This is a genomic window from Prevotella sp. P3-122, from assembly GCF_002251365.1.
GTDB lineage: Bacteria > Bacteroidota > Bacteroidia > Bacteroidales > Bacteroidaceae > Prevotella.
Genome location: NZ_NPJH01000076.1, coordinates 47,299 through 59,397, shown reverse-complemented (window position 1 = coordinate 59,397; position 12,099 = coordinate 47,299). Strand labels below are relative to the sequence as shown.

The following is a 12,099-nucleotide window of genomic DNA, read 5'->3' as shown; positions in this document are numbered from 1 at the left end:
ATAAGTATCATGCCTATAAGGACAAACACCAATCCGCGTCCGCTTGAACTCACTCCCGAACTGCAGGACATCCTGCTCCGAAACGGGATGCAGGCTCATGTGGCCGCAAGCAGCAACGGTTTCGCCTTGCTCGTGCAGGGGCATGATTCCCCGTTGCTGAACTATCCGATTACGGAGAAACAGCTGAAAGCCCTCACCGACTGGGGCACCAATACCGCCAACCGCAAGGCATACAACACCTTCGCCAGCATTGTCGCCGCAGACTTCGACATGCCGAAAGATTTTGTCCATGCCCGCAACGCCAACGGGCGTGTGGCTATGGGACTTCACGGCTACCGCGTCGGCGTGGGCGAATACGGCAGGGTCGCACCGTACCGCCGCTTCCCCGTACCGCCGCATCACATGATGGGCCGGTCGTTTTTGGGATGGACACCGAGGATGCAGGAGGGATTCCACCTGCGCCGCATCGGAGGACAGCTCTACTATCCCGGCGCGCCGATGGTGCCGAACCGCCCCGACGGGCGCATGAAGCCCGGAGAACTGCAATCCGGAGGCTACGGCTTCTATTATAAGGGCTACAACACCGCACCCGTGGCGGAGAAAGACGTGCTTGCCGAACTGCAGACGGTGATAACCCCTGTCAGACAGCCGCAGAGACCGACCGCACCCGCTATCCCATATAAGGAAGCCATCACCTCCGATGTCTATTTCTCCAACGAGAAATGGCAGGAGGTGCTGGCAAGCCACGGGATATTGATAGATGCGGAGAAAAAGACCGTCACCATACAGTCCTCGGCATTGGAAGCGGACTTGCAGTACAATCTCTCCGATGAAGAGTTGGCTGTGCTGACCTCCAACTCCATCAAAGACCAGCCAATAGCCAAACGCCTTGAGACACTTAACAATGTCATCAAGGAGGACTTCGCAGATGCCGTCACCATGGACATGCTCAACAGCGACAAACTGATAGACATCAAACTACATCCCGAAGTGCAGGCTGACCTTGACCGGCAGATTACCCGACAGAACGAATATTACCGTCAGGAGACGAATGCGCAGGAGTATCAGGTGGAGCGAGAGCCGTCGCTCCGTGACAACCTGCCCAAAGGCGGCGTGGTCATGGACGGTAACGACCTGAGCCTCATAGATGAGAACAAAGGCTGGTTCCGCGAAGGACGGCACGGCCGTGAAGTCACCGTCGATGACATCCGTGTGGAACCCGTGCAAGGCGAGGGCGAGGCGAAATACCGCATGACCGCCGTCATCGACGGCGAGGTGGTGAGCCACGAGATCTCGCAGAAACAGTACGAAAAATTCATGGCACTGGACGACCTGCACCGCATGAAGCTCTTTTCGAAAGTATTCAAGGAGGTGGACATGAAAGACCGCTATCCCGTGGGTCTCGGCACGAAAATCTCTGCCGCCCTGTTTGCCGGAGCCGTGGTGACGCATGACCTCCTCCGAGGTCCCCGTCCCATGCCCGACATCTATGTGGAAGGGCACCGAGGTCCGATGCCGCATGTCTATTTCAAGCCGGGTGTCGATAGCCCCGCAGATGTGGCGGCGCGACAGTTCGACGCCATGAGGAACCTTCCCGACGACCGTGTCCCCGGCATGGGGCACGGCCTTTAACAATAACACGAACCAACGGCCATGTCAGAACTAACATACGACGATTTCAAGAGCAGGGTGAACATCCAGGACTTGCTGGTGGACGCCGGCTACCAGCTCAACCGCAGGGACGGCATGCGCTATCCCTCCTACGTCCGTATCGGCAGTGACGGGAAGCGCGTGCATGGCGACAAATTTATTGTGACCGCCAACGGCCTGTGCTGCTTCCAGCCCCCGGAGATAAAAAACTACAATGTCATCAGCTTCATCAAGGAGCACCCGAACCTTTTTGCTGAGTACCGTCCCGGAATGTCAACCGACAGGCTCGTCAACCTTGTCTGCAACCGCCTCCTGAACCATCCTGTGGCCGAACGTGCGCCACGGGACTTCGGGAGACAGCGCGAGGCACGCCCCTTCGACATCTACGAATACGAGACGCAGGCGTTCGTCAACGGCGACTGGGACTCGCAAAAGCGGTTCTATCCCTACTTCCAGAACAGGGGCATCAATCTCCAGACCCAGCGGGCCTTCTCCGACCATTTCTTTTTGGCTACGAGAGAACGGGGTGACGGCAAGAAATACACCAACCTCTCGTTCCCCTTGTCACTCGCCGCAATGCCTGGCAAGGAAATCGTGGGACTGGAGGAGCGCAGCCGCCCCAATGCCGAGGGCAAGACCGCCTACAAGGGCATGGCGGCAGGCAGCAACGCAGCGGAAGGCCTCTGGATAGCCCGGCTGGAAAACAACCGCAGCGACATGGGCTTCACCCGTCCCATCGGGGCGGCACAGGATGTCTATTGGTTCGAGAGTGCGTTTGACGCGATGGCCTACTATCAGATAAAGATGAACGAGCCGGGAAATGTGGGCTACCACGACCTCGCCAATGCCGTGTATGTGTCAACCGGCGGCTCACCCACCAAAAAGCAGTTCTCGTCGATGATAGAGCATACACCCGAAGCCATACATCATCTTTGCTTTGACCGAGACCGTGCCGGACGGATGTTCGCGGTCAACTTCGCCCTTCAGAAAGACGGGAGGGTGTTCACCTCCCACCTGACGCAGGACAAGGAAAAACTGGTCGTCACCGACTTGACCAAAGGCTTCAAGCGTCACGAACTGCCGATGGAGCCTTTCGATTTCAGGGACGTGTGCGACAGGTTAGGCATCGACAGCCGTGGAATCAGGTATGAACCCTGCGACGGCCGGTACAAGGACTGGAACGACCAGCTGCTTGACAAGCCCATGGAGAATGAGGAAACGCAAACAAGAGGGATGAGACGATGAAAACACAGACACAACCATCAAACAGTTTCGGGACATTGGTGTTCCGTCCCCGAATCAGGCAATATTTCGCCAATGACCTGATTATTACCATCGTCTGCATAGCCGGGCTTGCTGTGGCCGGAATTGACGGCATGTTCATGGGTAACATCCTGTTGTGGGCATCGCTGGCAATCGCCCTCTGCCTCATATACCGCTTCCTTTATCTGCGGAGCATGAGGTTTGTCATCACAGACGAGCAGTTCATCTACGAACATGGCGTGTTCCAGCGTACCCGTGACTTCATGGAACTCTACCGTGTGGTCGATTTCCGGGAAGAGAGCAGCTTCTTACAGCAGTTGTTCGGACTGAAGACCATACATATCTATTCCGGCGACCGCTCCACACCCCGCCTTGACATGGTGGGCATGGACAAGAGCAGCAATCTTGTCCCCTTTATACGTGAACGTGTAAGTGCAAATCGCAAACGAAATGGAATATATGAGATTACGAACCGCTAAAATACTGATAGTTGTACTTGCCGTCTTCGTCGCTGTGTCAGCGAGGGCGCAGGTTGTCGTGTCCAATCCGTTGGAATGGCTTGCCCTTGCCGAGGGTAACGAGGCCATCAACGGACAGGTGAAAGACCAGACAGACGCACAGACCAGGACAGCGGTCCTGCAGAATACCATAGCCGCCGAGTTTACCAAGATGCACGAATGGGAAAAGAAATATTCCGGCTACCTGCAGACCGTTTCCGGCTTTGCCTCTTCACTGAAAGCGTCCGCCACACTGTATGAAGACGGTGTGCGCATTTTCATCACCCTGGGCAAGCTCAAGAAAGCCATCGGTTCCAATCCGCAGGGCATTGTCGCTACCATGTCAATGAACAACCTCTATCTGGAAACAGCGACAGAGCTAATTTCTGTCTATACGCTCTTGAAGGATGCCATCGCCACCGGAGGTAAGACAAATATGCTCACCGGTGCGGAACGCTCACAGACGCTGTGGGCATTATCCGACAAACTCGGCGCATTTTATAAAAAGCTCAACAGGCTGTACCTGAGCATACGGTACTATACGCTTACCGATGTGTGGAACAACGTCAGTGCAGGAATGATGGACAGGGACATCGGCAGTATCGCCGGTGATGCCTTCGGCCGGTGGAAACGGGCAGCAAGAACATTAAGATAAAGGAGACAGCATGATAAGGACGGCACTAATTATATTGATATTGGCTTTCGGCATCTGCAAGGGTCACGCACAGACAGACCCTGTATTGTCCGGAATGATTGTCCTGTACACCGACAAGGCAGAGAAGCAGCTCAAGTCACAAGAGAAAGTAATGTTGCTGCAGACTACCGGGCATATATGGACGAAGGAGGAAGTGAAAGCCACGACCGACTTTCAGCGACAGTTCAACGACTATCTCGACTCGTTCCGGTCGGTAATCAGCTATGCGGCACAGATATACGGTTTCTACCACGAAATCGGGAAACTGACAGAGAACATGGGCGCATTGAGCCGCCAGTTGGAGAAATCTCCTGAAAACGCGCTTGCCGTGGCACTCACACCTCGCCGGAGCGGTATATACCGGGAACTGATACTCGGCAGCGTGGACATCGTGAACGACATCCGGCAGGTATGCCTCTCTAACGTGAAGATGACGGAGAAGGAGCGCATCGAGATTGTATTCGGCATACGCCCAAAACTCCACCTGATGAACCGCAACCTGCGCCGGCTCACGCTTGCCGTCAAATACACCTCCCTGTCTGATGTGTGGCGGGAGATAGACTGCAGGGCAAAGAGCTACGACGTGGACAAATGGAAAATCACGGACGAAGCCTTCTCGCGCTGGCGGAGTAACAGTAAGATAAGACCCGGAAAATAAAACATGAACAACTTGTAACAAGGCTTATGAAGATTGGACTGATAGACGTTGACGGACACCACTTCCCGAATTTCGCACTGATGAAACTCTCGGCATGGCACAAATCAAAAGGAGACATTGTCGAATGGGCAGACGCGATGTTCGGAAACGGCTATGACCGTATTTACAAATCAAAGATATTCACATTCTCGCCGGATGAGAACAGTCCCTGGAGCTGTGAGGTCATCAAGGGTGGCACCGGGTACGATATAAAGAGGCGGCTGGCTCCGGAAATCGAAGCATCTACCCTGATGGACTACACCCTCTATCCGCAATACGACTATTCCATACAGTTTTTCTCCAGAGGCTGCATCCGTCGCTGTCCGTTTTGTCTGGTACACGACAAGGAGGGCGGCATACACCCCGTGGAACCTGTGCAGCTGAACCCCAACGGAAAGCATATCGAGGTGCTCGACAACAACTTTTTCGCCAATCCGGAATGGCGATCTGCTATCGACTATCTTATGAAGGCCGGGCAAAAGGTCAATCTTCACGGTGTTGACGTGCGCATCATGGACGAGGAACAGGCATACTGGCTCAACAAGCTCCGTCTTTATAAGTCCATACATATCGCATGGGACTTGCCGCAGATAGACTTGACCCCAAAAATCACGGAAGTAACTCGATACATAAAGCCGTGGAAGATCATGTGCTACATTCTTGTCGGCTACAACTCGACCATGGAGCAGGACTTATACCGCATCGAGCGGTGCCGGGAACTTGGCATCAAGCCTTATGTGATGCCGTACCGTGACTTCGACAACAGAACACAGCCCTCGCAGTATGCGAAGGATCTCGCGCAATACGTCAACAAGCCTATGCTTTTTAAGTCATGCAGTTTCAAGGACTTCTCACCCCGGAAAGGATTCAGGTGCGAGGCATATTTTCAAACAGATAATACGATAACAACCTAAAAGACAGTAGATATGGGCAAATGGGCAACAATACTCAAAGGTGGCAAATACATCTTCAACAATCCGGCGACAAGAAGCCTTGGCGGAGCCGTCATCCATCCCCAGCGCACCCTTGTGGGCGCAGGTCGCGCCGTGAAAACCGCCACAGTCGGAGCCGGTGTGGGCTATCTCAGCTGGGAGGCACTTGTCAATGACAAGCCGGTAGTGAGGACGGTCGCCGACATAGCAATAGGAAGCGACAATGTGGATGCGGTGGTGGACACCACAAGCAAGACCGTCGATAGCGTGCAGGAAACGGTACGGGATGTAAAGGAATCCGTGTCCGGTTTGAGCGGTACCGTGCAACAGGCCAACAGTACATTCGGAGGCATCTCCGATTTCCTGAAGAACGTATGCGGGGGCAACGGTGCCGATATGTTCGGCAACTTCTTCTCCAACATAGGGAAAGGCAACGTGTCTGGACTGAGCATCGTTGGACTGCTTGCCGCCGGACTGATGATATTCGGACGGTTCGGCTGGCTTGGCAAGATTGGCGGCGCACTGCTCGCCATGATGCTTATCGGCAACAATTCCCATGTGGCACAAGTACAGGAGAACCCTCAGACCGAGAACCGACAGCCGGGAGGACGGCACAGATGAATCGTACCCGGACATGTTTGACAAGACAACAAGTAAACATATAAAAAGAATATGGAATATACACAGGAGATGAACCTGCAGTCGGAGAGCGGCTACTGTATGCCGTTCAATGACAAGAAAGAAGAAGTGGTGCTGACCCGGACTTACGGAAAGCAGGAGGACGGGAGTTTCAACCACGGCATAGACCTCGCCGCAGACCGCTATGTGCTTCGTGCGGTGGCGGACGGCATCGTCACCGCCATCGGTACGGACAGGGAACACGGCCTATACCAGACGGCCCGTTACGGGAAATATGACGTGACCTACGGCGGCATACGCAACGCTATGGTGGCTTTCGGCAAACGTGTCAAAGCCGGAAGCATCCTTTCCATCAGTGGTAACACCCTTCATCTGGAGGTGAAGTACGACGGAGTGGAGATAGACCCCGTAGAGTTTCTGAAAATGCTTTTCGGTAACATGAAGATGTCCGGCACGGAAAGCGGCATGCCCGATTTCGAGACCCTCGACATGGATATTCCGACGGACTATGACGAGAACATGGAAGAGATCGAGGGCCTGATGGCAAGGTTCTATCCCGAATATCTGATGGAGGTGGCCGGAGGTCTGTACGTCGTTCCCGACAAGACAGAACAGTCCCTGCGCAACATCTTCTCCCTGTCGGCGGCACGGAGCTATTTCTATGACGCCATACCGTCGATGGCCAATCCGCTCGGACTGTCTGAACGGTCTGTGCCCATCGCCGCCAAGGTGCAGAACCTGCTTATCGGGGATTTTCTCAATTATCTCGCCCTTCGGCACAGGATATTCCTGTCGGCCATGGATGAATCGAGTAAAAAAAAAGCTATGACGAAGCCGTCGCCACCGCCGGAATCATAGACCCGCTTGTCGACCTTGACATCGACGTGCGGAGCTTCGACATCCAGCGGCAGGTGACTGTCTATCCTGACAGGTCTGGCATACGCTGGTGGACGAAAGCCTGGTTCAACGGTTCGGAAGACGGTGAGGCGGCCGTAGAGATAGAGCGTGAATGTGCGATACAGTTCCTGCTTGACCGGATAGACAAAGAGAGGATGCTTGAAGAGTATTATCCCAAACAGATGGAGGTGTATCACAATGCCATCGAGCAGACAAAAGAAAATTTATTGAAACAACTGAACATATCATAATGGCGCAACCGAAAAATACAAAAAGGCTGTCGGAGGTGGAATACTGCCTTAGCAGCTATTTCAACGCACATTTCGTGCCGGTCATGAACCGGGAGAAGTCTGCATTGCAGGCGGCACAGGCAAAAGAGATAGCGGACTATTCCACTTCGTTTGCCGGCATCATGCGGTCGCTTGCACAATCATCCTCTTCCGCAGGCATACCGGGTCCTGATGATACCATGCAGTACCTACGGCTTACCGGAAAGGAATGTTCCAAGACCGCGGAGGATTATGTGGGGATGTGCAAGGAGAGCATACTCGGCAACAAGGATTTCGTGGCCGACCTCCAGCGTCTTGCCGGGGAATGGCGCAATGCGGTAGTGGCTGAAGTGGGACGCAAGCGTTATGACGAGCTTTCCGCAAAAATCGGTTCGGATCTGGCACTCGCCTATGTCGATCACCGTGTCGAGCAGATGATGGTTGACCGCATGGTGCGTGAGCAGATGCCCAAAGGTTCTTTCGACTATATCATCCGCAAGGGGGCAGCTGGCAGCCTTTTCGGATTGCCACAGGAAATGATGAAGTCACCGTTGCAGCGTGAGATAGAGGAACGGGGTGAGGCCATATACAAACCGTCGAAAGCGGAAAAAGGCACGGCTAAGGGTGTGAGCTTCGCTGCAGATGTGGTGACTTTTGGCGGCGTGTACTCATGGGGCTCGCTTGCCAGACTTGCCGGTGCGGAAGTCGTGTTTTCCGGGCTTGAGTCCGTACTTGACAAGAAACAGCAGAAACAGGGACTGACCGTTGACCAATGCGTCAGCACGGGACTGTTTGGCAATGGCGATACACTATCGGATATACGCAAGGAGAGTTTGCGCATCAAGACATACGAGAGCAACTATATCCAGTCGGTCAACGGCACTCTGTCCAAAAAGATGCTCATTCTGAAAGAAAAGCCCGCATGGGAGATGGACTGGAACCTCGGCAATTTGCAGAATCCTTTTTTGAATCAAGGAAAAGGACTTATTCCTTTCAAGTTCTCTCCGATAACTCTTGGCAAACCTCAGACGGCAGATCGTGGAAAGAACTTCGCCAACGTGCCGTCTGTCATCGCTCCCGGTCAGGAACAGGCATACCTTGACTGGAAAACGCAGCATGACAGGGAGCAGGCACAGAAAGCACAACAGGAAAGTACCGCCACAGAAGAAAAAGCTGAATCACGTGGACAGGAAACGACAAACGATAACACTCAAGAAAATGAGGACAACGGTGAAGAAAGGGAAAAGGTGACACAGGCACAAGACAATAACGACGGCTGGGCGCATCTTCTCCAATCTGTCGGACTGGATGGCATCGGTGACATAGGGCGCAACCTTCCTTATGTAATAGCCATGCTGCCGGACATGCTTGTTGGACTGTTCACCGGAAAGACCACCTCCTTAAACCTAAAAAGCGGAATGTTGCCTTTGGCTTCCATACTGGTAGGAATGTTCGTCAGGAATCCTCTGCTGAAGATGGTGCTGATAGGCATGGGCGGTGCCAACCTTGTAAACAAGATCGGGCATGAGGCGATAGAGCGTGAACAGGACGGACACCGTCCGACCGTCCGCTACAGGCAGTATGACGATGAAGAGCTGAATCCACGCATATCCGGCGCTGTTATCCGTGGCAACACGTTGATAGCCACCATTGACAACGTGCCTTGCTCGGTGATGCTGCCCGAAAACGCGGCGCAGGCATACGCCGCCGGAGCATTGCCTTTGAATACGCTTGCCAATGCGGTGCTCGCCCGTCACGACCGCATGAAGGCGATGGCGGAAGACAATTACCGCAGTCTGGAGATCGAACAGGAACGACAGCAGGAACGCGGCATAATCCTCAGATAAACCAATACATCAATATATAGCAATGAAAGAAAAGACACCTCAGGAACAGACGGCGGCCGCCAGACAGGTGGAGCTGCTGTCAAATGCTCTAAACGGGGCATCGACGGAAGGATACTGGCTGAACGTGTCGGGACGCCTCTCTCCGAAAATCTATCCCAAAGGGGCTGCACTCAGCCCGTTCAACAGTCTCACGCTGATGCTCGACGCTGACAGCCATGGATATTCCACCGCCTTGTACACCACGTTTTCGGAAGCAAGGAAACGCGGCGAATCCGTCCTCAAGGACGAACGCTCCGTACCGATGAACTGGTACCGGTGGGACTCATACGTCAACAAGCACGACGAGAAGGACATCATATCCCGTGACGACTACCGCAGCCTTCCGCCTGTGCAACAGGAACAGTACAAGGCTGTAAGAAAACGTGAGATACATACACTTTTCAATGTGGAGCAGACCACTCTTCCCCATGTGGATGAAAAGGAGTTCGAGAAGCTGCGACTGCAGTTCGGCGGACGAACCGACCGAGGCAATATCCTTGCGGAGGAACGCCAGACACGTTCCGCAGTCAACAGGTTCCGAGAACAGATTTCGCAGAACCTTGTGCCTATAAGGAAATCGACCACGGGAACGGCGGCATACGACACTGGCAAGGATGCCGTCTATATTCCCGACCAGAAGCATTTCGGCAATTACATGGATTATGTGCAGGAACTGGTGCGTCAGGTGGTGAGTGCCACCGGCCACCGTGAGCGCATGTCGAGGGAAGGCATGGTGATGAACGGCGGCAAAGCTCCGTCAGGTGACGCCCTGCGCTATGAGCGTCTTATCGCCGAGATTGCCTCCGGCCTGAAGATGGCGGAGTTCGGTCTGCCGGCGAAACTGTCGCCCGAAAGCCGTGGCATGGTGGAATACTGGACAGCGGAACTGAAAGAGAATCCCTGTCTGATAGACGCTGTGGAGAGCGATGTGAACAACGCCCTCGATGTTATCCGCAAGGCCGAGCAGGGTGAACGTATGGAGTCTGCCCATGAGCGCAACAGGCAGCAGACGGAGGAACTCAGGAAGCAGGAAGAGGGACGGCCGCAGGTATCGGCTGCGGATGCTCTGGTATTGCAGGATATCCTCCGCAAGGGAGGCATGGAGATCAGCGACCGCAATTTCCCGGGAGGACAGGATGACAAGCGTGAGTTTCTGGCCCGCTTTGACGGACTTGGACATTACGACACGCTGACACAGGACGCGCTCACCAATGCACGTCTGCAGCATGACGACCCTGAGCTTGTCAATATCGCCTATACACAGGCCGCCGGTTCCGCAGCACGTATCCACCGCCTCTGTACCGAATGGCTGCCGCAGGAATGGGAAGAAAAGGGCGCGCATGTCATAGCCGATGACATAAATGCCGTTCCGGACAAACGCAGCCGTGAGTTTGTGGTGGTACTCGACAAGAACACCGGGATTGCCGATGTGGTGTTGCCCACTTCAGCCCGTTCAGGAGGCGATGTCGTGATGCCCAACGGCGACCGCCGCAACTACTGGATGTCACCTGACGAGGTTCTGACAGCCGATGAGCGCAAAGAAGCCGGAGCGAGGGTGGTGTCACACACCATCCCCGGATTCAACAAAGAGAAGATAGCGGCCGCGTTGATGGCACAGGGTGCCTCATACGTCAGGTTCTATAACAAGGACGGGCAGTTGCGTTACCATCCTGATGATTCCTATTTTGCGGACAAGCAGGTGTATTCGGCCAAGCTGGACGGCAAGGAGATAAGGAATGTTTCCTCTTTTGATGTCAGCGAGGCTGTAAGCCGCGCCACGGAAGTGCGGTTCGAGCGAATCCAGATGCTCCGTGACGATGACGGTGGCTGGGCATTGTACCTCAAACCTGAAAACGAGCCGTCGTTCAGCATCCGTCCGGACAAGAACGACATCAACCGCTTCTTCTCCACCGTCAAGCAGGATGACCGTGTGGCCGCAGGTGCGGTACGCAACGAGCTGGCCCAGAAATACTATGCTCTCGCACAGGCTGAACCCAACCTGAAGGTTGACCTGTTCGGCGCCATGCCGGACGGCATCGACCCGCTGCGCATCAAGCGCGTGAACGTGTTCAAGAGCAAGGACGACAAGATATTGTGTGTTCCCGTAATCGACGGCATCGACAAGGTGCAGCCCCGTGAAGTGAGCAAGCAGCAATGGCAGCGGATGTGGGTGGCGGAGGATGTCGCCCAATACAAGACCTGCCTTGCCGCCAGCCTGTTCGCCGACCTTCTGATGCAGAAAACGGAGGAACAAACCGTAGAAAAGCAGCAGGACGAGGACGCTGCCGTTGTCCGTCCTGATGTGGCGGCGGTACGTCCCGAACTTCAGCAGTATGAGGAGTTGAAGGGAAAGCATCCCGATGTCATCCTGCTGTTCCGTCATGGCGGCAATTATGAGGCTTATCAGGATGATGTGCCAAGGATGGAAAAGACACTGGGACTTGAAAAAATCGAATTCGGAAACCAAAGGGAAGATTCCCATGCCGTGAAAGTGTCATTCCCGACAGATATGCTGGATGTCTATCTGCCGAGACTCGTGCGGTCAGGAGCAAGGGTCGCCATTTGCGATGCTGTTGAAAACATTTCTGCTGACAGAAAGGCCGGCATGTCACTTCCTCAGAATGCAGTTAGCGGAGCGGAAAATATGGAACGTCACACAGGAATAAGAATGTAGC

Annotated in this window: 11 protein-coding genes; all 11 read left to right on the top strand. The window is 54.2% G+C overall.

Annotated elements, in window-relative coordinates:
* The first annotated feature begins 9 nt into the window (after window positions 1-9).
* Genes CIL02_RS11600 through CIL02_RS11550 form a run of 11 tightly spaced genes read left to right on the top strand, consistent with a single transcriptional unit; the run spans window position 10 to window position 12,098 of the window.
* Window positions 10-1,632: a hypothetical protein gene (locus tag CIL02_RS11600; protein WP_094401873.1), complete on the top strand. Its 1,623-nt coding sequence runs from the start codon at window positions 10-12 to the stop codon at window positions 1,630-1,632.
* 21 nt (window positions 1,633-1,653) lie between these two features.
* Window positions 1,654-2,895: a toprim domain-containing protein gene (locus CIL02_RS11595; protein ID WP_094401871.1), complete on the top strand. Its 1,242-nt coding sequence runs from the start codon at window positions 1,654-1,656 to the stop codon at window positions 2,893-2,895.
* Window positions 2,892-3,392, top strand: coding sequence for a PH domain-containing protein (locus tag CIL02_RS11590; protein ID WP_094401869.1), 501 nt, complete (start codon window positions 2,892-2,894; stop codon window positions 3,390-3,392). Before CIL02_RS11595 ends, CIL02_RS11590 begins: the two co-directional genes overlap by 4 nt.
* Window positions 3,373-4,065 (top strand): hypothetical protein, encoded by a 693-nt coding sequence (locus tag CIL02_RS11585; RefSeq protein WP_094401868.1) that lies wholly within the window; start codon window positions 3,373-3,375, stop codon window positions 4,063-4,065. The genes CIL02_RS11590 and CIL02_RS11585 overlap by 20 nt, the downstream gene beginning before the upstream one ends.
* 10 nt (window positions 4,066-4,075) lie before the next feature.
* Window positions 4,076-4,762, top strand: a complete 687-nt coding sequence (locus CIL02_RS11580) for a hypothetical protein (RefSeq protein WP_094401866.1) — start codon at window positions 4,076-4,078, stop codon at window positions 4,760-4,762.
* 26 nt (window positions 4,763-4,788) lie between these two features.
* The gene (locus tag CIL02_RS11575; RefSeq protein WP_094401864.1) at window positions 4,789-5,715 is read left to right on the top strand and encodes a hypothetical protein; all 927 of its coding nucleotides are present in this window, start codon (window positions 4,789-4,791) and stop codon (window positions 5,713-5,715) included.
* A gap of 12 nt (window positions 5,716-5,727) precedes the next feature.
* Window positions 5,728-6,354, top strand: a complete 627-nt coding sequence (locus CIL02_RS11570) for a hypothetical protein (RefSeq protein WP_094401862.1) — start codon at window positions 5,728-5,730, stop codon at window positions 6,352-6,354.
* 51 nt (window positions 6,355-6,405) lie between these two features.
* Window positions 6,406-7,230, top strand: coding sequence for a M23 family metallopeptidase (locus tag CIL02_RS11565; RefSeq protein ID WP_094401860.1), 825 nt, complete (start codon window positions 6,406-6,408; stop codon window positions 7,228-7,230).
* Window positions 7,224-7,520 carry a hypothetical protein gene (locus CIL02_RS11560; RefSeq protein WP_094401859.1) on the top strand — a complete coding sequence of 99 codons (297 nt, stop codon included), beginning with the start codon at window positions 7,224-7,226 and terminating at the stop codon, window positions 7,518-7,520. Before CIL02_RS11565 ends, CIL02_RS11560 begins: the two co-directional genes overlap by 7 nt.
* Entirely contained in the window at window positions 7,520-9,385 is a 1,866-nt protein-coding gene (locus CIL02_RS11555) for a hypothetical protein (RefSeq protein WP_094401857.1), read from the top strand. The genes CIL02_RS11560 and CIL02_RS11555 overlap by 1 nt, the downstream gene beginning before the upstream one ends.
* Window positions 9,386-9,407: 22 nt before the next feature.
* Window positions 9,408-12,098 carry a zincin-like metallopeptidase domain-containing protein gene (locus CIL02_RS11550; RefSeq protein ID WP_094401856.1) on the top strand — a complete coding sequence of 897 codons (2,691 nt, stop codon included), beginning with the start codon at window positions 9,408-9,410 and terminating at the stop codon, window positions 12,096-12,098.
* Window position 12,099: the final 1 nt, after the last annotated feature.

Excerpts from the sequence above, each read along its gene's own strand:
- CIL02_RS11600 (WP_094401873.1), top strand. The coding sequence starts at position 10 with ATGCCTATAAGGACAAACACCAATCCGCGTCCGCTTGAACTCACTCCC.
- CIL02_RS11595 (WP_094401871.1), top strand. The coding sequence starts at position 1,654 with ATGTCAGAACTAACATACGACGATTTCAAGAGCAGGGTGAACATCCAG.
- CIL02_RS11590 (WP_094401869.1), top strand. The coding sequence starts at position 2,892 with ATGAAAACACAGACACAACCATCAAACAGTTTCGGGACATTGGTGTTC.
- CIL02_RS11585 (WP_094401868.1), top strand. The coding sequence starts at position 3,373 with ATGAGATTACGAACCGCTAAAATACTGATAGTTGTACTTGCCGTCTTC.
- CIL02_RS11580 (WP_094401866.1), top strand. The coding sequence starts at position 4,076 with ATGATAAGGACGGCACTAATTATATTGATATTGGCTTTCGGCATCTGC.
- CIL02_RS11575 (WP_094401864.1), top strand. The coding sequence starts at position 4,789 with ATGAAGATTGGACTGATAGACGTTGACGGACACCACTTCCCGAATTTC.
- CIL02_RS11570 (WP_094401862.1), top strand. The coding sequence starts at position 5,728 with ATGGGCAAATGGGCAACAATACTCAAAGGTGGCAAATACATCTTCAAC.
- CIL02_RS11565 (WP_094401860.1), top strand. The coding sequence starts at position 6,406 with ATGGAATATACACAGGAGATGAACCTGCAGTCGGAGAGCGGCTACTGT.
- CIL02_RS11555 (WP_094401857.1), top strand. The coding sequence starts at position 7,520 with ATGGCGCAACCGAAAAATACAAAAAGGCTGTCGGAGGTGGAATACTGC.
- CIL02_RS11550 (WP_094401856.1), top strand. The coding sequence starts at position 9,408 with ATGAAAGAAAAGACACCTCAGGAACAGACGGCGGCCGCCAGACAGGTG.